The 21,727-nt window shown below is 35.0% G+C and carries 14 protein-coding genes; 8 read left to right on the top strand and 6 right to left on the bottom strand.

All coding sequences use genetic code 11. The features are described from left to right. Positions 1 to 106: 106 nt before the first annotated feature. The 3 genes from addA to HZF24_RS02505 all read right to left on the bottom strand — a co-directional run bounded on the left by addA (position 107) and on the right by HZF24_RS02505 (position 8,130). A complete protein-coding gene (addA, locus tag HZF24_RS02515) occupies positions 107 to 3,652 on the bottom strand; it encodes a helicase-exonuclease AddAB subunit AddA (protein WP_246345932.1) in 3,546 nt (1,181 codons plus the stop codon). After that, positions 3,636 to 7,043 carry a PD-(D/E)XK nuclease family protein gene (locus HZF24_RS02510; protein WP_179236673.1) on the bottom strand — a complete coding sequence of 1,136 codons (3,408 nt, stop codon included), beginning with the start codon at positions 7,041 to 7,043 and terminating at the stop codon, positions 3,636 to 3,638. Before HZF24_RS02510 ends, addA begins: the two co-directional genes overlap by 17 nt. A gap of 64 nt (positions 7,044 to 7,107) precedes the next feature. Beyond that, positions 7,108 to 8,130, bottom strand: a complete 1,023-nt coding sequence (locus tag HZF24_RS02505) for a 3'-5' exoribonuclease YhaM family protein (protein ID WP_246345917.1) — start codon at positions 8,128 to 8,130, stop codon at positions 7,108 to 7,110. Positions 8,131 to 8,406: 276 nt separating this feature from the next. Between HZF24_RS02505 and HZF24_RS02500 the strand changes: the two genes are divergently transcribed. The 8 genes from HZF24_RS02500 to HZF24_RS02465 all read left to right on the top strand — a co-directional run bounded on the left by HZF24_RS02500 (position 8,407) and on the right by HZF24_RS02465 (position 18,392). Next, entirely contained in the window at positions 8,407 to 10,368 is a 1,962-nt protein-coding gene (locus HZF24_RS02500) for a DUF4910 domain-containing protein (RefSeq protein ID WP_179236672.1), read from the top strand. Between the two features lie 20 nt (positions 10,369 to 10,388). Then, positions 10,389 to 11,603 carry a pyridoxal phosphate-dependent aminotransferase gene (locus HZF24_RS02495; RefSeq protein ID WP_179236671.1) on the top strand — a complete coding sequence of 405 codons (1,215 nt, stop codon included), beginning with the start codon at positions 10,389 to 10,391 and terminating at the stop codon, positions 11,601 to 11,603. A gap of 56 nt (positions 11,604 to 11,659) precedes the next feature. Next, positions 11,660 to 12,631, top strand: a complete 972-nt coding sequence (locus HZF24_RS02490) for an ABC transporter permease (protein ID WP_179236670.1) — start codon at positions 11,660 to 11,662, stop codon at positions 12,629 to 12,631. Continuing rightward, a complete protein-coding gene (locus tag HZF24_RS02485) occupies positions 12,615 to 13,484 on the top strand; it encodes an ABC transporter permease (protein WP_179236669.1) in 870 nt (289 codons plus the stop codon). The genes HZF24_RS02490 and HZF24_RS02485 overlap by 17 nt, the downstream gene beginning before the upstream one ends. An 11-nt stretch (positions 13,485 to 13,495) precedes the next feature. Further along, the gene (locus HZF24_RS02480) at positions 13,496 to 14,470 is read left to right on the top strand and encodes an ABC transporter ATP-binding protein (protein ID WP_179236668.1); all 975 of its coding nucleotides are present in this window, start codon (positions 13,496 to 13,498) and stop codon (positions 14,468 to 14,470) included. Beyond that, on the top strand, positions 14,470 to 15,417 hold the full coding sequence (locus tag HZF24_RS02475) for an ABC transporter ATP-binding protein (RefSeq protein ID WP_179236667.1): 948 nt from the start codon (positions 14,470 to 14,472) through the stop codon (positions 15,415 to 15,417). The genes HZF24_RS02480 and HZF24_RS02475 overlap by 1 nt, the downstream gene beginning before the upstream one ends. Before the next feature lie 53 nt (positions 15,418 to 15,470). After that, positions 15,471 to 17,018 (top strand): ABC transporter substrate-binding protein, encoded by a 1,548-nt coding sequence (locus tag HZF24_RS02470; protein ID WP_179236666.1) that lies wholly within the window; start codon positions 15,471 to 15,473, stop codon positions 17,016 to 17,018. Positions 17,019 to 17,111: 93 nt separating this feature from the next. Further along, positions 17,112 to 18,392 carry a M24 family metallopeptidase gene (locus HZF24_RS02465; RefSeq protein WP_179236665.1) on the top strand — a complete coding sequence of 427 codons (1,281 nt, stop codon included), beginning with the start codon at positions 17,112 to 17,114 and terminating at the stop codon, positions 18,390 to 18,392. Between the two features lie 104 nt (positions 18,393 to 18,496). Here HZF24_RS02465 and HZF24_RS02460 read toward each other — a convergent pair whose 3' ends face one another. The 3 genes from HZF24_RS02460 to HZF24_RS02450 all read right to left on the bottom strand — a co-directional run bounded on the left by HZF24_RS02460 (position 18,497) and on the right by HZF24_RS02450 (position 21,558). Beyond that, positions 18,497 to 19,294, bottom strand: a complete 798-nt coding sequence (locus HZF24_RS02460; protein WP_179236664.1) for a hypothetical protein — start codon at positions 19,292 to 19,294, stop codon at positions 18,497 to 18,499. A 387-nt stretch (positions 19,295 to 19,681) separates the two neighbouring features. Then, on the bottom strand, positions 19,682 to 20,965 hold the full coding sequence (locus HZF24_RS02455; protein ID WP_179236663.1) for a DUF4349 domain-containing protein: 1,284 nt from the start codon (positions 20,963 to 20,965) through the stop codon (positions 19,682 to 19,684). A gap of 11 nt (positions 20,966 to 20,976) precedes the next feature. After that, positions 20,977 to 21,558 (bottom strand): RNA polymerase sigma factor, encoded by a 582-nt coding sequence (locus HZF24_RS02450; RefSeq protein ID WP_179236662.1) that lies wholly within the window; start codon positions 21,556 to 21,558, stop codon positions 20,977 to 20,979. Positions 21,559 to 21,727: the final 169 nt, after the last annotated feature.

The raw sequence follows: 21,727 nt of genomic DNA, 5'->3' as shown, positions 1-21,727 counted from the left end.
AAGATTGATTTTTCATGTGTCTTTCCTTAATTATTATGAAAACCCGCTAATTTTTAGCGGGTTTGTCAATAACCTGAGGTAAGCAGCCTGCTTATCTTCTTTTAATTTATATAATTTCCACTTGAGCTGAAACGTCAAACAAATACAGATAGCAGGCCCTTACCTTTTTGCCGGTTATTTTTTCCACTGCTTCCTTATATGATAAAATTTGAGGTCTATACTCCTCGGTTGCATACTTTAAATCGTCATCACTGTTAATTTCATCGGTTTTATAGTCTATTATAACCACTTGATCATCCTCATGGAAATAACAGTCGATAATTCCCTGAATAAGAATTATATCATTTTCATTAAGTGAACCGATTATTTCATTGGCATGCTTTTTAATAACAAATGGAACCTCTCTTTTTACTAAGTCAGAAGACATCATTCTTACTCCTATATCAGATTTAAAGAAATCCATCAATATCTTGACATCAACAACTTCGGCTTCTTTTTCCGTCAGAAGCTTTTTTCGTACCATTTCATTTATTTGCTCGTTTATGTTATCCTTTGATATATTTTGATTAAGATCTAAGCGCTGCATTACAAAGTGGACGATGGTGCCAACTTCAGCCTTAGTAAAGTCACTCTCATCATTGAATTGAGGTAAGTCCCTTAAAACAGGAATTTTATATTTAACTCTTTCTATTGTTTCATGTTTCAACACCTTTATATCGGTAACCGAAAGCTTAGTAGGCACATTGACAGAGCTTATAAATTCATATTTATATTTTAAGCGTCTTTCTATTTCACCCTTTAACAAACTGTTGTTTTGATTTTTAAACTCATGAATAGATTGAATTCTTTTTGCCTTATCGTTGTCAGCTTCCTGTTTGTTCAGGTTTATCTGAGATAAGGAAATTGTATTAACCTGCCACACATCTGAGCCATTATTAAAACAGGAACATATCCAATCAAGATACGAATCACTGTTGTATACATTGTATAGAGTAACTCCCTTATTCCACCTTTTTACTTTATTCTCTAACTTATCAACGGTCCCTATCATTATCAGCCTGTCAATGGCTCTTGTCATTGCAACGTAAAGCACTCTCATTTCTTCCGAAAGATTTTCAATTTTTATAACTCCCTTCAAGCTTGCTCTTGCAATAGTTTCTCTGTATATTCGGTCATCAGGATTTATGTATTTAGGTGCAAGACCATAATCCTTATGCTTTAATATCGGCTTTGAGCTGTCGGCTTTATTGAATCTTTTGCTTAGACCGCACAATATAACGACAGGAAATTCCAATCCCTTGCTTTTATGCACCGACATTAACCTTACAACATTATCATTTTCACCCAATGTTTTTGCGCTCCCGGAATCACCGGACGAGGCCCTTAATTTTTCCACATATCTTAAAAAGTTAAACAGTCCGCTCATAGAGGTTTTTTCAAAGTCATAGGCTTTATCTGTCAGCAAGTGCAAATTTGCCTGTCTTATTTTACCGTTTGGAAGAAGTCCTACAAAATAATAATAATTTGTTTCCATTAACACTTCCCAAATTAAGTCATTCAAATGAATGTATCTGCTTCTTTTTTTCCAGAGCTCAATTTTTTCGGTAAATAATCTTAATTTTAAAGAAAGCTCGTCATCGAATTTATTTTTATAATTGTATAATGCATCAATAAAAGAACACTTAGGACTGTTAACTCTTATCTCTACAAGCTCTTCTGTGGTGAAGGAACCAATAGGTGACCTCATGACGCTTAAAAGCGGAACATCCTGCCTTATGTTATCTATGATTCTAAGTAAATTTAGAATTACCTGAATTTCAATTGTTTCATAGTATCCTAGACCTCCATCAAAATAAAAAGGAATACCTTCATTATTGAAAATTTCTTCAAATATACCGGCACTTTTTGAAACCGAACGCATTAAAATTACAATATCCTTATATTGCAGCTTTTCAGGAATTGCTTCTATTATCTCGTTATTATTTCTATTTATAGGTAGGTTATTGTCCTTATGTAAAAGCTCTTTGATTTTTTGAACCGATAATGCAGCTTCAAGCTCAGCCTGCTTCATTTCTAAAATTTCTTCACTTATATTATCAGCTTCATCCTTATTTTTATCAATGATCGTAAGCTCTGTGAAGCAATCTCCGCTTTCTTTAAATTCTGCTCCCGGATTGAGATATACATCACTGGTGTAATCAACTTCACCTATTTCCTTGTTCATAATTTTATTAAAAATAAAGTTGATTCCATTGAGTATTTCTTTCCTGCTCCTGAAATTTTGAGTTAAATCAACCCTTCTGTCCGGGCTGTTATCGTCACTGCTCGGATAGCTGTCACATTTTTCGTTGAAAATCGTCGGGTCGGCTAGTCTGAACCGGTAAATACTTTGCTTGACATCACCGACCATAAACAAATTGTTGTTTCGTTTTATTGAATTTAACAATTCCTCCTGAAGACGGTTGCTGTCCTGGTATTCGTCGATAAATACATATTTATATTTATTTCTGTATCTTTCTCCCACATCCTCATTCTTAAGTATCTGAAGCGCATAATGCTCAACATCGTTAAAATCTGCAATGGACTTATCGATTTTTCGTAATTTAAATTCCCTGTCAATATCAAAAATCAGTTGATACAGGGTATGCATGGGCTGATACATATAGTTTATATCGGAAACAAATTCACCTAAATCTTTGTTAGGCACTGTCTTTTTCATGCTGTTTATAATTTTTTTATACTCTTCCCTTAATTGCTTTACATCCTCCTGCTTCTCAGGACTCACATCATCCTTCTGCTTGCCTCTTAAAGATTTGAGAGAAGAAAATGATACCGAATATAAAATATATATAAATTCCTGAAAATCCTTACATAAAGCTTCCTTTAAGCTTATTACATTATTTAAATCCTCTAAAAGAGTTTCCTTGTAAACAAAGGGGCCGTCAACTTCATCACATAAGCTTGAAGCCCATTGAACCTTCTCTTCTGCACCGTTAAGCAAGATGATCATATTCGCTTTGACCGCTTTGAGCCATGCCGAAGCCTTAAAATCATCTACAGACAAATTATGTTCTTCAACTTTTTCATTTAACCATTCAAATGGTTCCGGATTACTTAATATGAATCTGTAAATATCTTTAACAATATCTGTTAATTCACTGTCTCCCCTGTTGCTTGTAAAGCTTTCCACAAGCTTTACGAAGCCCTGAGATTTCGATGCGTAATAATTCTCTAAAACATCATCTATAGTTTCATTCAACAGTATTTCAACCTCATTTACATCGCCTATTCTGAAATTAGGGTCTATGCCTATAAGGTGGAATTTTTTTCTCACAACGTCGATACAAAAAGCATGTATTGTAGAAATGCTGGCTCTGCTTAAATTATTAAGCTGATTTTTTAAATGCTCTTTATTTTCGCTTTTCTGAACTTTCTTAATCAAAGCTTTGTGTATTTTTTGTTTCATACCGCTTGCTGCGGCATTAGTAAAGGTTACAATTAAGAAGCTGTCTATATTTTCCTTTTCTTCCGTAATCAGTTTGATTATTCTTTCAACTAAGACAGTGGTTTTCCCCGAGCCGGCCGCCGCCGATACCAATATATTCTTATTTCTAAGGTCAATAACTTCTCTTTGCTTAGGACTGAATTTCATCAACGCCGCCGCCTTCCTGCATTATTTCTCTTAAAACATCTTCTTTCTTGAGCTTATTTATTCTCCTGTAATTATTACCGTCTACAGAAGGATCAAATTGACACACAGATATAAATTCACAATAACTGCATGGAGTTTTCCCGCCATTAACCTTCCTGTAAGGCTTTATATCTATATTTCCTTTTAACACTTCTTCAGCCGTTTGTTTTGCAACACTGTCAATTTTATCAAGAAGCATTTTAAATTCCTTGTCAGTCAATGTTTTTGATGATTTAGAGGTGCTTCCGTCTTTATTTAACGAAACAGGAATAATATCAGATTTTCTGTTGTTATTAATATCCTTGTCCATATTAAAAATAATATCTTCATTCTCCACTGCATAACCCTTTAAAGAGAGTTTATTGATAATTTCCGCTTCTACATCATTTACGGATACCTCATCTGAATCAATCATAGGGTCATCTATTACAAAATAATAAATACCCCCAACTTCCGGTTTTGAGCAAAACAATTTTTCTCCATTTTTGATTATGGCGGACATATACACCAAAAGCTGCAGCTGGAGACCTTGCAATGCATCTGATAAATCAATATCCTTAAAGGAAGATTTATAGTCAATAATATTAATGTAGGTTTTATCATCTTTTTTTAATATGTCTACACGGTCAATTCTCCCTTGAAAATATACACTTGTTTCATCGTCTATTTTAATTTTTACGGGAGAAATTTTAAATTCACAAGCATCGTTTCCTATAATCAGTTCCGTATATGCAGGTCTGAAATTACCTCTTTGCAATTGATTTACAATTGTGGAAGCAGCTCTGTTTACCAATCTCTTTATTTTTTCCTTCATATATTTATTGCGTTCATTGGCATCCAAAGCTAAGTAGTCAGATCCATTATCAACAAGCACCTTTTCCGTAACAGAAACAGATAAATCGTCAATTTTTTCCTTATCCAAGTCCATAATATCTAAATTGTTCAGTGATTTCGTGAATTCCTCAACCGACGCATGATAAATATTTCCTAGGTCATAAAATTCCACCTTCTGTACAATTCTTGGCTGTGGATTTATAACACTGTCCATAAAAAATTTAAAGGGACAGGAAGCGAAGTTCTCTATTTTAGATACTGATATAGTCGTTGGCTCATGGTATATTTTTTTTAAATTTTCATCCTTTATTTTTTCTGCCCTATTTTCATAAGACATTCCTTGATTGATAATTTTTATAATATTTTCATCATTTACTTCGTACCATGAATAAGCGTCCTTCCAAACATGACCAATATTGTCTCCTTCAATGTAATTTCTGATGCTGCCTATTAAATAATCTACGGTGCCTTTATTGTTTGATATTTTTTCATCTTCTGAAGCTTCAATTAAATCAGACTCTTCCTTTACTAAAGGAAATAACTGTTTCATTCTGTCCGCATACAATGAAGGCTGCACAGATTTTCCATCCGTGGTTCCAAGGCAATAGCTTAAAAAAAGCTCATGTGATGCATTTGTAAACAGCTTGTACAGCAGGTGCTTTTCCTTGTAAATGTAATAATTTGAATCAATCAACAGTTTTAAGCCGGATTTTGAAAGCAAATCTCTTTCATCATCAAGCAACAGGCCCTTTTCATTGTTTTTAGAATCCAATTTCCCTTCATTGGCACCGATTATAAACAGAACCTTAGTCGGTTTAACTGAAATCTTATCGATATCAGATACTGTAACCTTGTCCAAAGAAGGAGGAATAATGCTTATCATTACTTCTCTGAAGCCGGATTCCAACATTTTTTTATATTCAACGGTCGTAATTGACGTATCGGCTCCGGCTAAGGTAATTTGTTCAAATATGTCAATTACATGATTCCATATCTGAGCATTTTCCCCGGACATTTCGTACATCTCGGATTTTTTGAATATATTGACCTGCTTTTCAATCTTTTCCTGAACCTTGTACAGCTTTAAAACGTCATATAAAAATAATGTTATATCAAGGGCATTGTTAAGTTCACTGTATTCCTTTCTATACTCTTTTAAATTTTTTGCAAGACGTTCTCTCAGCTCTTCGAAATAATCTATTTGATTTACATTGAATTTAAAGGGCTTGAACCATTTGCTTCCTTCAATGCCATATTGCAATGCGAAATTTTCAAGCTTACTTATTTCATCGTAATCCAAAGAAGTAAAACCGGTTTTTAAAAATTCGAACACGCTGTCATGCCTGAAATTATAGTTAAACATATCAAGAAGCGACAAAATAAATTTTGTCAACGGATTACCCATAATATCCCTTTTCGCATCTAAAAAGCAAGGAATTTCAAACCGGGTAAAAATCTTTTTAATATTAATAACGTAGCTGTCCATATCGCTTACGGCAACTGAAATGTCTTTCCATCTGTAATCATAATCCCGAACCAAGGACACTATTTTCACCGCAATTTTCTCAACCTCAGAATATGGATTAAGTGATGAAATTATGTGAATATTTTGGGTCAAACCCGAATATTCTTCCGTATTTACAGTAAACATACTTCGTTCTATTGTTTTTATTTCATCACTGAATCTGTTTTCATTAACCGTTATAATTTTTATATCGCAGTCAAGATCCTTAACCAAAGTGCTGTATGTAATATATACGTTCTTAAATACTTCCCAATCTTCATAACTATGAAATGACTTTAAGTATGAAGCTTCCATGTTTAATGAAATGGTTACCGACCTTGCATTTTTTATTAATTCCTTAATAAGATTATGTCTTTGCATGTCGAAGCTTTCAAAGCCGTCAATCCATATTATTGAGTTCTTAATGTAATCTGATTTCTCAACAGCCGATATTAAAAGCTCCGTTTTGTCTTCTTCATCATAAAACCTATCATGTGTTCTTTTTAGTATTTCTTTATAAATTACAGCAATATCTTTTAGCTTTTTATTAAGAAACTGGTTTTCTTCATCCTTAATATTGTATTTAGCTATTTGTTCAAGGAATTCTGCACTTATGCAATTTTGCTTAAGCTCACTTATTAAAGCATCGAACTCCCTGAGGAAGCCTTCCTGCTTTACGGATTTTGTAAATATGTTCAGATTATCCATATTCTCTTCGAATATCTGCTTTAAAAGCATAACCTTTCCATAATTGTTGATTTCCTGAACCTTAAGCCCCCCAACCTCTTCAAGCACTTTGTATCCCAGTCTTTTTATGCTTAAAATCTCAGCGGCCATAATTCCCTGATTGTCTATTCTGTCAATTATTTCATACTCAGCCTGATATGTCATCTGCTCGGGAACAATGAGCAATAAGTTGGTATTGTCGTTTTTTTCAATATTCTTTTTTATATCATCATAAATATATGTGGATTTACCCGACTTGGCTCGTCCAAAGACTAAACTTAGTCCCATTGCCTCCTCCTTTAAAGAAAGAATTTAGCATAAGCTAAATTCTTCATTAACTGTTCATTGTTCATTATTCATTGTTCATTGGTTTATAAAGGTTCCTGTTATCCAACAGCCATATTTTATCAGTAAACTGCCCCGGATCGATACCCTCCAGGCTATGCTCAAAATCGAACATTCTCGCGTCGATTATATCTAAGAAATGAAGAAGCTCAGCTTCCGGAGTCATCGGTTTTTTAGGACTTCCAAATTCCGGTTCATAATGATGGGATAGAACCATATGCTGCAAAAGTATACTTTTTTCCCTATCGATGCCTATTTTTTCTCCTTCAGTTTCTATTTCCTTAATTCCCTGAATTATATGACCTAACAGCTTGCCTTCCATCGTATAGTCGGATACGACCCCGTACGTATCCGCATCCATTTCAAGAATTTTGCATATATCGTGAAGCATTACTCCTGCGTATACATAATCCATATTTATAAAACCATACACCTGACCAAGTTTTTCTCCGGCTTGCATCATACGAAGCATATGGTATAAAAGACCTCCCAGATACGAATGATGGTTTTTCTTTGCAGCCGGATAATATAAAAGCCTATCCTTATACTTATTTATTATGGTATCGACCAATGACCTGATTTCCTCGTCCTTGATTTTTTTTATATATGACTCCAAAGCATTCATCATTTCTTCGTTTTCAATAGGTGCAGATGGTATTAATTCAGATATTTTTATATCATCATTCGGCAGCTTTCCTCTGATTTTATTAACCTTTAATTGCTTGGTTCCGTTCCATTCCAATACTTCCCCACGAACCTTTACTATTGAATTATCGGTTGCAACCTCTTCATTTTCCTTGGTATAGTCCCAAATCTTTGCATTTATTGAACCTGTCTTATCTACTAATTCTATATCAATGTACTGCTTTCCGTTAGTTGTCTTTTTTACCTCAAAATTTTTAATGAGATAAAACCCCTCTGACTTTTCTCCCGGTCTCAGCTCCGAAATATTTTTATTTATTTTAGTCATACTTTTCATTTGCTCTCTTGCTTTATCATTTAACAAGTCACCTATACTTGCCTGACCCATATTTTTTGCCTCACTTTGCTTTTAATATAACTATTATAGCATAACAAGCGAAAAAAATAAATAAGCAGATGACCCAAATTTTAATTTGGTGTCAGTCGCTTATGCTGTATGCAAAAATATTATACCATTTAATAAGAAAAAGCAAAGAATTCTGAATTCTCGCTCTAATATTGCATTAGTTATGCTTAAGTGCTATAATACATGAAAATTTACCGGGATTTCATGTATTATGGTTTTTCACAAACGTTTGTTTCAATATAAAACAGGGAGGTAAAAATGATTGATGAAATGAATTTTACAGCTTGTATTGATGTGATAAAAAATACATGCAATGGTCACACGGCCATGGATTACATCAGAAAAATTAAGGAGTTTCATAGAATTCAAGCCTCCGAGGGTTATAGAAATTCAGCAAAATGCGTAGCCGATTTGCTGCGAAGCAATGGAGTGCATGTAAGCATTTCAAAATATCCCGCAGATGGACAAACACTTTGTTTCACCCAGAAGCTTTTTAAGGAATGGAATTGTCAGGAAGGGTGGCTTGAAATTACAGCCCCTTGGCAACAGAGACTTTCTGACTTCAATCAAGAAGAAATGTCGATTATACAGCGCAGCTCCTTCAGAGATTTTTCCAATAAAGACGTTCCCATAATATATGCAGATTATAAAAGTAATCCCGATGATTTTGATATTTCACTTGAAGGTGCGTTGCTTTTTGTCGAAAATTCCTTTGAAAGTTGGATAGAACGCTCCACAGAGCTTGGAGCTGCAGGAATTATAACGGTATCTATGCCGGAGATTGCACCAGTAAGAATAAATATGAGCGAAGATATACAGATGTCACATGCACATGCTAATTTAAGCTTCCATATTTTAAGTAAGTACCAAGAGGATAAATTATGCGGCTTTGCCATATCTCCTTTAAACGGCAAGAGGCTGCGGGAAGCCTGCATAAAATTGAAAGATGAAGGAAAAAGACCCACTGCACGATTTAAAGTTTCCTCTGTTCTAAAAGAAGGAGCTTTTGAAAATGTCGATGCGGTTATTCCGGGCTTCACAGATGAGGAAATATTGATGGTTGCACATTTGTGCCATCCGCGTTCCAGTGTAAATGACAATGCTTCAGGTGTTGCAGCAGCTGTTGAAGCTATGTGCAGCCTAAATAATCTTATTGAAAACGGTAAGCTTCCACGCCCCAAAAGGAGTATACGCTTACTTTTGATACCGGAATTTACAGGCTTATATGCATATTTAAATGAAAGAGAAAACAATCTTTCAAATATAGTTTCAGGAATTAATTTAGATATGGTGGGAGCTTATCAAAATAAAGATGCCGGTGGTCTCATTATTGTGGACACTCCCGATTGTGCCCGCTCCTTTTCGGGAGATATTGCAACTAATATAGTTGATGAATTATTAAAGGAATGTAAATTTGGGAGAAATGGTATATATGCTCCGTTGTTTCTCAGCACGAAAGTTCCATTTGTAGGTGGAAGCGATCATTATATTTTATCAGATCCGGCTATAGGAATTCCATCCATTGCAGTCACTCAGTGGCCTGATAAAACTTACCATACAAGTGTTGACAGCATTGAGCATATTGACCCAAACATGCTTCAAAGAGCAGCTGTTTTATCCGCGGCATATTGTTACATTTATTCGAGATTTAATTTATCTGATGCAGAGATGGTTGTAGAAAAGGTTTCAGAACGATTTTTACATCGTTTTATGAGCATTCGCCAAAAAGGGTCTGATGCTGAAATAAAAGAGCATTCCAATTATATAAAAGGAATTTATTATTCTACCTTAGATAATATTTTATGCCTTATGGATGAGGACTGTGTGGGAGATGTTTTACAAATTATAAAAAAAGAAAAGGAATTATTTTCTAAGCTTCAGAAGTGTTTCGTAAAAGATGCTGAAGCAGCCGAAATAAATAAAACAAAGGATAGTTCTTCTTCAAAGGTTCCTGTAAGATTGTTTAAAGCTCCGATAGCTATGAGAAGTGTATTATCGGACATGACAGCTAAGCAAAGGAATGAAATTAAAGCCTTGCGTAAAAGGTTCCCTGAATTTGGTTATTTAGATGACTATATAATTTTCGAAATTGATGGCAAGAAAACTTCCGGGCAAATTTCGAGATGCATTTATTTCCAGACAGGAACCGAGTGTGAGGATTATGTTGAAGAGTTTTTAAAAATATTTTTTAATCTTAAATATATTGGATTTAAGTTTTAACTATTAAGGAGAGACAGTAAATGATTACAGGAAAAATGATATCTGCTTTTCAAAAAGCAAACGGAGGACTGTTTTGCGAAGTAGAAAAAGCTGATGTAGGAGATGTGGAGATTAAACTTAAAGAAAGAGGAGTTGCACTGATGGCATGGGCGGATCCGTTTTATCCCAACCCATCTGTTCCGCAGCATGTAGCAGAGGCTATGAAAAACTCTATTGACAGTGGATTTGCAAGCCATTATACAGTACCTATAGGTAACGGCGATTTGAAGGTTGAAATATCTAAAAAACTAAAAAAAATAAACAATTTAGATGTGGATGCACAAAGAAATATACTCATTACACCAGGCTCGGATTCGGGATTGTTTTTTGCAATGCTGCCCTTCATTGAAAATGATGATGAGGTAATGATTGTAGACCCAAGCTACCCCAATAATTTCCAAAACACAGAAATATTGGGTGGCAAGATAGTACGGATACCTGTTTACAGGGAGGATGGATATCAGTTTAAAATTGAAGAGTTTGAAAAACAGCTTACAGATAAAACGAAAATGATAATTTTGACGAATCCTAACAATCCTACAACTACTGTATATCACAGGGAAAAGTTAATGGAGCTTGCAAATTTTGCCACTAGGAATGATTTGATTGTAGTAGTTGACCAAGCCTTTGAACAACCGTGCTTTGATGGCAGAGAAATGGTTTCCGTTGCAAGCCTGCCGGGAATGTGGGAACGTACGGTTTCGGTATTTTCAATTTCTAAAGGAATGGGACTAAGCGGACTTAGGGTGGGATATATTGTTGCTGATGACATAATTATCGATAAAATGTACGCAACTGTAGTTTCAGTGTTAGGTGCAACGAATACATCTGCACAAGCGGGAGCAATTGCTGCTTTAAAGGATGACAGTTTTATGCAGCTATATTTTGAAATTTTTAATAACCGCCGAAAATTAGTTTATGATTACCTTCATGATATACCGGGTGTTTCCATGTTAATGCCTGAATCAGGTTTTTTATCTTGGATTGATGTTTCGAAGCTTGGATCTGAGGATGAAATAGTGTCATATTTAAATGAAGATGCTCTTGTTGCAGTTAATTCCGGTGCGAACTACGGTCTGCAAGGCAAAGGGCACATACGGATAGTACAGGGTGCCTTAGATGAAGAAAAACTTAAAGAATCATTATACAGAATGAGAAATTCACTGATTAAGCTTTCAAAGGAAAAATTAAAGTAATCCATATTGTAAGATACTATTTTGTAATATGGGTAAAAAATAAAGGAGTGAAGAAATTGGCTAAGTATATCGGCAAGAGACTTTTAATGATGATACCTGTTCTTTTGGGAGTTATTATTGTTATTTTTTCTATTATGTATATGACGCCCGGTGATCCTGCAAGGATGATTCTTGGTGAAGCGGCGTCTGCTTCTGCTGTTGAAGAGCTTAGAGAAAGCTTAGGGCTCAACGATTCGTATATAACGCAATTATTAAGATATATAACAAATGTAGTTTTTAAGTTTGACTTAGGAAATTCTTATTCATCTCACAAGCCTGTTGTAGATGAAATATTAGAACGGTTCCCCACAACTATTTTGCTTGCAGCTATAAGTGTAACTATTTCCGTGATAGTAGGAGTAATCATGGGGATAATTTCAGCTACCAGACAATATTCCATTTTTGATAAATTAGCAACAAGCTTTTCACTGCTTGGTGTATCTATGCCTACATTTTGGGCGGGATTGATGGCGGTAATTGTTTTTTCCGTACATCTCAGATGGCTGCCTGCTTCCGGATCTTATGGATGGAAATATTGGATTTTACCATCCTTTACATTAGGGTTATCCAGCTCGGCAACTATTATGAGAATGACAAGGTCTAGCATGCTTGAAGTAATTCGTCAGGATTATATACGTACGGCCAGAGCAAAGGGTCAAAGTGAAAATATGATTATAATATATCATGCACTGAAAAATGCAATGATACCTGTAGTAACTGTAATCGGAATGCGTTTTGGAGGACTTTTGGGAGGATCTGTATTAATTGAATCGGTATTTGCCATTCCGGGGTTAGGGAAGTTTATTATTGACAGCATCAATATGAGGGATAATCTCGTGGTTCAAGGTGGTGTGCTGTTTTTGGCATTATCCTTTAGCGTATGCAATCTTTTTGTTGATATATTATATGGATTTATAGATCCTCGAATAAAATCTCAATACAAATCTTCGAGTAAGAGGAGGATAAAAAAAGATGAAGCCACTAATTGAAAGAAAAAATAAAAACGGCTTTTGGGGTGATGCATGGTGTCGTCTGAAAAAAAACAAAGGTGCGATGTTCGCTTTGGCAATAATATTAATCATGATATTTTGTGCAGTGTTTGCAGATCGTTTAGCACCATATCCATATGATCTGCAGGATTACAACCATACTTTTGAAACTCCAAACAGACAGCATCTTTTAGGTACGGATAATTTCGGCAGAGATATTTTAAGCCGTATAATTCATGGGAGCAGAATTTCACTTTTGGTTGGCTTTTCCTCCATTATCGTGGCAATTATTTTAGGAGGATTGCTTGGAGCTGTATCCGGCTATTACGGTGGCAGGGTTGACAATCTCTTTATGAGAGCTATGGATATATTGATGGCTATACCGGGTATGCTTTTGGCGATATCTCTTGCAGCTGTTCTCAAGCCCGGACTTTTGAATTTGGTAATAGCTATTGCTGTCGCAGATATACCCGGATATGCAAGAGTAGTTCGCGCATCTGTACTGTCTATAAAGGATCAGGAATTTATAGAGGCAGCACAATGTGTCGGAGCCTCTGATTCAAGAATTATTTTTAAACATATAATTCCTAATTGTCTTGCTCCTATTATTGTTCAAGCTACATTAGGCATGGCTGGTGCTATACTTTCCGCATCATCTCTTAGCTTTCTTGGACTTGGAATACAGCCGCCTACGCCGGAATGGGGCTCCATGCTATCCTCAGCAAGACAGTATATAATGTCATATTCACATATGACAACATTCCCCGGAATTGCCATTATGATAACTATCTTTGGTTTAAACATACTTGGGGATGGTCTTAGGGATGCATTGGATCCTCGCCTTAAAAATTGAGGAGGAAATAAATGGAGAAAATTCTTGAAATTAAAAACTTAAAAATCGAATATAAAAGCAATGAACGCACAGTTGAAGCTGTTAATAATTTGAATCTTTTGCTTAATAAGGGTGAGAGCTTAGGTATAGTTGGTGAAACCGGAGCCGGAAAAACTACAACGGCATTGGGTATTATGGGATTAATTCCTGATCCTCCGGGAAAAATTGTAAATGGAGAAATTATTTTTGAAGGACATGACATTTTAAAACTCAGCAAAAATAAACTGAGAGCAGTGCGTGGCAAAAAGATATCCATGATATTTCAGGACCCTATGACTTCTTTAAATCCGGTTATCACAGTTGGGGATCAAATAGCAGAAAGCATCCGAATACACGAGAAATTATCAAGGGCGGATGCTGTGTTGAAGGCTAAGGAAATGTTAGAACTTGTAGGAATACCTGAAGAACGCTATGCTGAATATCCTCATCAGTTTTCGGGTGGGATGAAGCAGCGTGTAATAATTGCCATAGCACTTTCCTGTAACCCTGAATTGATTTTAGCAGATGAACCTACAACTGCATTAGATGTTACAATTCAGGCACAGGTTCTTGATTTAATATTAAAGCTGAAAAGAGAAAAGAATACATCTATGATACTCATAACTCATGATTTAGGTGTAGTCGTAGAAATATGTGAGAAGGTTGCCATAATGTATGCGGGAGAAATAGTTGAATATGGTACAACTGAACAAATTTATGAAAATACTTCTCATCCGTATACCAGGGGACTTTTTGATTCAATTCCCGATATAGATGCTAAGGAAGACAGGTTGATTCCTATACAAGGACTCATGCCTGACCCGGCAGATTTACCCAAGGGCTGTAGCTTTGAGCCAAGATGCAGATACTCCACCGAAAAATGTAAGGAATCAAATCCGGATACACAGGAAATAGGAAATGGGCATTTTGTCAAATGCTATAATTATATTAAAAGAGGTGAGCAATAATGTCAGAGCTGTTGAAAATTCAAAACCTCAAAAAATATTTCAAAACTCCCAAGGGAGACCTGCATGCTGTAGATGGTGTTTCGTTTACTGTAAAAAAAGGAGAAACATTAGGAGTTGTAGGAGAATCCGGCTGTGGGAAATCTACACTTGGACGTTGTATAGTTCATCTTCTCGATACTACAGATGGTAAAATTTATTTTGAGGACAAGAATATCACCAATGTAAGCGGAAATGAACTAAAAGAATTGAGGAAAGATTTACAAATGATTTTCCAGGATCCTTTTTCATCTATAAATCCTCGTATGACGGTAAAAAGTATAATTATTGAACCTATACAAATACACCATATGTATGAAGGGAATAAAGAAAAACAAGAAAAAGCAGTTTTGGAAATAATGGATACGGTAGGTCTTGCAAGGCGACTTGCAGATTCATATCCCCATGAACTTGATGGAGGAAGACGCCAAAGAATAGGCATAGCAAGAGCACTTGCTTTAAACCCTAAGTTTATTGTATGTGATGAGCCGGTTTCTGCTCTGGATGTTTCTATACAAGCACAAATATTAAATCTTATGCAAGATTTGCAAGAAGAAAAGGGATTGACATACATTTTTATAACTCATGATCTTTCGGTTGTTAAGCATATTTCAGATAATATATGCGTTATGTACCTGGGTACACTTGTGGAAAAATGTTCTTCGGAGCTTCTTTTTAAAAAACAGCTGCACCCATACACCCAGGCTCTTCTTTCAGCTATTCCTGTCGCAAAGATTAATTCCAAGAAAAACAGAATTATTTTAAAGGGAGAAATAGTTTCACCGATTTCTCCGGCACCCGGATGCAGATTTGCTCCACGCTGCTTGTATGCAAAGGATGAATGCTTTATATTATCCCCTGAGCTGAAGGAATTCGAGCCGGAGCACTTTGTGGCATGCCACTTATATTAATTCGTAATTCGGTACATTGTACTGAAATATATATTATAAGGAGGATTTAAGAAATGAACACGTTAAAAAAAGTATTATCAATATTTTTAGTTATGGCATTGGTATTGGTATCAGGTTGCAGTCAACAGCCTAAATCGTCTGACCCCAATTCTTCAACGCCAGACAATAAGAAAAATACAATTGTAATAGCCCAAGGGTCAGATGCAAAATCACTTGATCCTTACGGAACAACAGATTCACCGGCCGGTGTAGTTGCTAACACCATATTTGACACTCTTGTAATGTTGGATAAAGATGGTAATGTTATACCCGGACTTGCAGAAAGTTGGGATATCGTAGATGACAGTACCTATGTTTTTCATTTGAGAAAAGGTGTAAAATTTCATAATGGAGAAGAATTTACAGCAAATGATGTTGCATTTTCTTTCTCTAAAATTGCAGAATCTCCCCATGCAGAGTCTGTAAGAGCAACAATTGACTTTGAAAATTCAAAAGTCATTGATGAGTATACCTATGAAATGAAAATGACAGATCCATTCGGTCCTATTTTAAATCACCTCAACCACGGCGTAATGGCAATAGTAAATGAAAAAGCATATACAGAAGCAGGTGAAATGGTTGGACAAAAACCTGTAGGTACAGGACCGTACAAATTTATAAGCTGGGTAGCAGGAGACAGAATTGAGCTTGTTGCAAATGAAGATTATTGGAATGGTGCTCCCAAAATTGAAAACTTAATATTCAGATCTATACCTGAAGTTGCAAATCGTACAATTGAAGTTGAAACAGGCGGAGTAGATATATCCATAGATGCCCAGACAATTGAGATAAAAAAACTTGAAGCAAGCGACAATGTAGAGGTTTTCAGACGTAAGGCTCCAAGAGTTGACTTCATGGGCTTTAACACAAGCAAAGCTCCATTTGATAATGTTAAGTTAAGACAAGCGATAAATATGGCAGTAAACAAAGAAGCTATATACAATGTTGTATACCAAGGTATAGGAGAAATCGCAGGTTCATCTATGAGCAGTGTTGTATGGGCATACAATGACAAGCTTGAGCCTCATGAATACAATGTAGAAAAAGCCAAACAATTGTTAGCGGAAGCAGGATATCCCAATGGGATTGAAATAACTATTTCATGTGACCAAAACCAAGAACGTCTTGATACAGCTGAAATGCTGCAATCACAATTAGCAGATATCGGAGTTACTGTTAAAATAGAAACCCTTGAAAGAGGTGCCTTTATTGATAGTGTAATCGATGGTACACTACAGATGTTTGGTCTCGGTTGGACATCTGATACCGGAGATCCGGATTATTCACTTTTTGCTTCATTCCATTCATCTATGCATGGTGCAGGAGGAAATATGTCATTTTATACAAATGATAAAGTTGATGAGCTTTTAGAATTAGGACGTTCTTCAACAGATCCTGAAACCAGAAAAAATGCATACCTTGAAGCTCAGGAAATTATATGGGAAGAAGTTCCTTGTGTATTCATACATTCACCTGAAAATATTATAGTTTACAACTCTGACTTAAAGGGCTTTGAAATTCAGGGAGATGGACAAATTGCAGTAAATAATCTATATTATTAAGCTTAAAATAGTTATTCGGATCTCGCTTTTGCAGGAGCCGAATAACTGCATTATATGAGATGTTTTACATAAAAAATAATGAGAGGTGATTAAATGCACAGTGCTTTTATTAATAATTTAGAATCTATGATGAAGGCCGCAGGATTGCTGCCTATAAAAAATCAGGCAGAATTGAATATAAGAATTTTAAAAGAAAGACTCAATTTAATTTTACCCTGGGCTATGGCAGAATCAGATATAGACTGCTGGCTTGTAGTATCAAGAGAAGCTTGCAAGGATCCGATGCTTAAAACTCTGTATCCTTGGGATATGTACGATGTCAGACGAGTCGGAATGCTGATTTTTTGCAGAAATAACAGTGGGGAAATAAGAAGGATTGCCTTGGGATCTTGCTCACCTGAAATGGAAGATATATACGAACAGGTTCAAAATAAGGATGAAGATATCTGGCATGCTTTAAGCAGAATTATCGTAGAATTAAATCCAAACAAAATAGCTGTTAACAGAAATACAGAAGATGGATTTTGCGATGGTCTTTCATCCACATTGTATGAAAACATCAGGGAAACATTAGGTGATTATAGCAAGAAAATATGTGACGGAGGACCTCTTACTGTCAGATGGCTCCAACGAGTTACCCCACTGGAAAAACAAACTATGAAAACACTTGTCAATATAACTCATCAAATTGTAAATTATGCGTTTTCCAAACAGTTTATAAAGGTAGGAGAAACAACAACAACACATATTGAATGGTTTATGAGAGATGTTATTAACAGACTTGGATATCTGTATTGGTTCGGACCTGATATTGATTTGCAGCGAAAGGGCAGCAATGTGGCAAGAATGTTCAATGAAGTAATTTTGCCTGGTGATTTAATTCATTGTGATGTAGGAATGAACGGAGTTTATGTTCAATTGCACACAGACATGCAGTGGATTGCATACATATTAAAGGATGATGAAACACAAGCTCCCGAAGAATTTATTTCACTATTCAAAAAAGCAAATAAGCTTCAAGATATAGTAATGGAAAATATTAAAGATTACACTACCGGAAATGATGTACTTAAAAAATCCCTGAACAAAGCAAAAAATATAGGAATTAATCCAATGATATACACACATCCGTTAGGAACCTTCGGTCATGGCTCCGGACCAAGAATAGGACAATTTGACAATCAAGAATTCAATCCTATAGTTGGTGAAAGATTTGTTGAAGATAAAACCTGCTATGCATTGGAATTAAATGTTTATGAAAAAATTAAAATATGGGATGATCAAGTTGTTTACATGTTTGTAGAGGAAGATATCTGCAAAGATACTACCGTTGAGTTTATCGACGGAAGACAGGAAAAATTAATGCTTATATAATGAAATTAGGATCTCGTGCTTAAAATCAAAAAAGATGAGATCCCTTTCTATGCTCAAAATTCATACATATTCCCTATATCAGGATAAATTTATTCGCAGCAAACTTAATAGTTTATACGAGGATTTTTATCAAATTTATCTAACTCATTTCTGATGTTTTCGTTAAGTATTTTTATTTGCTTACCCTTTACACCTCTTGATTTTGTAAATATCAACGAAGCTAATTCTGCTTTTTTAAGCACACTTGATACAGTGGACGGTGTAGTATATGTCTTACTTGCAATTGAATTCAAAAATATTTCTCCTACATTTCCGTCAATTTCATCCAAAATTGCCTTTAATGCCTTTTTTTCACTGAATGTCAAAGAATCAACAGCTACCTTAGCCTTTGCCATATCCATAGAAATCTGCTGAATTTTTTCCTGCTCCTGTCTTAAAATTTCAATTAAAACAATTGCACGGGTATATTCACATAAAACCATATCTGACTCTGAAAATGGTTCCTCATATTTTATAAATAATATCCCCCCTACTTTTTTATATGCAGAAAAAATAGGATATATAGAATAATATCTGTTCTTGAAAAGACATTTATCTACATCCGGATAAGTGCACTTTGGATTTTTTTCATACATATCTAAAACACTTATATTACTTTGTAAAAACATTTTTAAATAGTACTGAGGAAGCCTTTTATTTTCTAAGGAACAAGCTGTATATTTGCATGAAAATTTTTCCGCTATAGCATAAGCGCGTATATTTCCACTAACATCAAACAGATAAATATTGCAATTAATTATATCACATAATTCATCACATAATGCATCAATTGGTATAAGCGTAGTGGCTGATTTATTAAATACAGAATTTAACCGGTGTATTTTAATCACTATATTATCCAAGCTCTCTCCACTCCTTTAAGATAATTAATATTAGTATATTATCATTAATTATTTGTCAATACAAGAAATAAATAAATGGACCAGCTAAGCCTGTCAACTAAGCCTATCTGAAATCCTCAACAACTATAATACTGGCAATTTGAACAACGCAGTCAAAATTACTTATTTCCTTTAAAGCTATCATAACAAGCAAAAAAAATAAATAAGCAGATGACCCAAATTTTAATTTGGTGTCAGTCGCTTATACTGTAAGTGAAAGCAGATGACCCAAATTTTAATTTGGTGTCAGTCGCTTATCCTGAGTAGCAACGAAGGATCTCATAAGCCAAAAGCTGAGATCCTTCACTATGTTCAGGATGACACAAACAAAGTATGTCAACATCCTCTTTATATTTTTTTCTTCCAATATTTTTTTATCCTGAACAGCAATATTATAAATATTATTGCTGCAGGTACAACGATGGGTGCTGCCGATATAATGCTTACAATGAAATTTCCGAATCCTCTTACGATTGAATTAACCGTATTTATAAAGCCTTCTCTTGCTCTTTCCCAGACACTCTTTTCACCTTTTATGGTAAAAGCTGCTCCCTTTACTTCCTCAACCTCTAAATTTATAGTGGACATTGCCGCTCTGTCGTTAATATCAGCCAAGCTTATGTTCAAAGCATCAATTTCGGTTCTTATCCTTCGCAGTTCATTTTCTATCTGAAGCATTTCTTCTACAGTCTGAGCTTTTTCAAACAAATCTCTTAAATGCTGCTCCTGAATTTCAAGATTTTTAACCTTATTGTCCTTTTCATAATATTCTTTCGTTACATCATTTTCGCTTACATTTTTTCTTCTGACTTCCGTAAAGCTTTCTAAATAACTTATTAATTCATAGAAGCTTTCCTGAGGTATCCTCAGCTTTAAATTTCCGTACATAAGCTTATTATCATTATGAACCTGATATACTTCCGTATTGTTGTTTTCTATGAAGCCTCCTAATGAACTTATCTTATCCTCTAAATCCTTCAGGAAGTTATCGTAATCCTCCGTCTGTGCATAAATTGTTCCGGATTTTATGATTTTCATTTCTCTCGTATCTAGGGACATCGTACTTATTTTATCTTTTACACCGGCATAACCGCTTTCCTCTGAAGCTATCCGTTCCTGATTGTTATAATCTTGATCAGCAAATTCATTTCCTCTGACACTATACGATTTAAGCTCTGCCGGGGACTCCGCTCTCGGTGCCGCCTGAGGTGCAGAAGGCTCCGCACTGTCGTATGCAATGTTGTTTTCTGTAGATTTCATACCTGACAACTTCAGGTTATTTATTGCAGCTACCGTAAAGACCAACACCACTGCCGCTGCGAGACTGGCGTATTTCACCCATCCATATTTGCTTTTTCTTTTTTTAGGTGTATTGCTTTCTATAACTGATTCATCCTTAAATACAGTCACTTTAGAATTCAAAAGTTTTTCATGCAGCCTTTTACAATATCCTGCCGGTGGCTCCTCATCAGGCAAATCATTTAATGCTTTAATTATCTTTCTATATTCTTCTAATTCTTTTTTGCATTCATCACAATTTTCTATATGCTCTTCTATTAAGAGCTTTTCATCCTCATCTGCTTCGTTGTCAATATATGAGAATATTAAATTTCTTATTTCATCACAATTCATTTCGTCACCACCTAACATTGAATTCTTAATTCATTTTCAAGTATTTCTTTTAAGTTTTTTCTTGCTCTGTTCAATCTCGATTTTACGGTTCCCATATTACAGGTTAAAATCTCTGATATTTCACTGTAAGAAAATCCCTGTATATCCCTCAATATAATAATAGTCTTATAGTCATCTTCTAATTTATTAACAGCATCATTTATCAGCTTATTATCAAAATGTTTTTCAATCAATATATCCGGATTATTAGAGTCATCTGCAATTTCCCTATGAATCTGAACACTTCCACCTAAATCTATTGTTTCATCAATAGAAACAACATTAAGGTTTTTCTTTCTTTTAAAATCTATACACGTATTTACAACTATTCTGTACATCCACACCTTAAAAGTGGATTGCATGTTGAAATTTTGAATATTTTTGAATACTTTAATTAAAGCTTCCTGAGAAGCATCTTCCGCATCCTCTACATTTCTGAGCACTCTCAGCGCTATATTGTATGCAATTTTCTTATAATCCTTTATAAGCTCTTCAAAAGCATCTACATCTCCTTGCCGGCTTCGTTCAATCAACGATAGTTCATTGCTTTGCATTGTTTCACCCCGTTCGGTTATTATATATGACGTTAATTTTTTTTATTTGTTCCTGAAATTCTATTATATTTATTTCTTTTAAAAAATATGTACTCCATAATTATATCATTTGCAAATTTTTATGGCAAATAAAAAAACGTTTCGTAGCATATAAATTACGAAACGCCGT

It is taken from the genome of Sedimentibacter hydroxybenzoicus DSM 7310, from assembly GCF_013403245.1.
Taxonomy (GTDB): Bacteria; Bacillota; Clostridia; order Tissierellales; family Sedimentibacteraceae; genus Sedimentibacter; species Sedimentibacter hydroxybenzoicus.
The sequence above is the reverse complement of the archived record's forward strand: the minus strand, read 5'-3'. Positions and strand labels throughout refer to the sequence as shown.

Excerpts from the sequence above, each read along its gene's own strand:
- HZF24_RS02450 (WP_179236662.1), bottom strand. The coding sequence starts at position 21,558 with ATGCAAAGCAATGAACTATCGTTGATTGAACGAAGCCGGCAAGGAGAT.
- HZF24_RS02475 (WP_179236667.1), top strand. The coding sequence starts at position 14,470 with ATGTCAGAGCTGTTGAAAATTCAAAACCTCAAAAAATATTTCAAAACT.
- HZF24_RS02495 (WP_179236671.1), top strand. The coding sequence starts at position 10,389 with ATGATTACAGGAAAAATGATATCTGCTTTTCAAAAAGCAAACGGAGGA.
- HZF24_RS02470 (WP_179236666.1), top strand. The coding sequence starts at position 15,471 with ATGAACACGTTAAAAAAAGTATTATCAATATTTTTAGTTATGGCATTG.
- HZF24_RS02485 (WP_179236669.1), top strand. The coding sequence starts at position 12,615 with ATGAAGCCACTAATTGAAAGAAAAAATAAAAACGGCTTTTGGGGTGAT.
- HZF24_RS02510 (WP_179236673.1), bottom strand. The coding sequence starts at position 7,043 with ATGGGACTAAGTTTAGTCTTTGGACGAGCCAAGTCGGGTAAATCCACA.
- HZF24_RS02455 (WP_179236663.1), bottom strand. The coding sequence starts at position 20,965 with ATGAATTGTGATGAAATAAGAAATTTAATATTCTCATATATTGACAAC.
- HZF24_RS02505 (WP_246345917.1), bottom strand. The coding sequence starts at position 8,130 with ATGGGTCAGGCAAGTATAGGTGACTTGTTAAATGATAAAGCAAGAGAG.
- HZF24_RS02500 (WP_179236672.1), top strand. The coding sequence starts at position 8,407 with ATGATTGATGAAATGAATTTTACAGCTTGTATTGATGTGATAAAAAAT.
- addA (WP_246345932.1), bottom strand. The coding sequence starts at position 3,652 with ATGAAATTCAGTCCTAAGCAAAGAGAAGTTATTGACCTTAGAAATAAG.
- HZF24_RS02465 (WP_179236665.1), top strand. The coding sequence starts at position 17,112 with ATGCACAGTGCTTTTATTAATAATTTAGAATCTATGATGAAGGCCGCA.
- HZF24_RS02480 (WP_179236668.1), top strand. The coding sequence starts at position 13,496 with ATGGAGAAAATTCTTGAAATTAAAAACTTAAAAATCGAATATAAAAGC.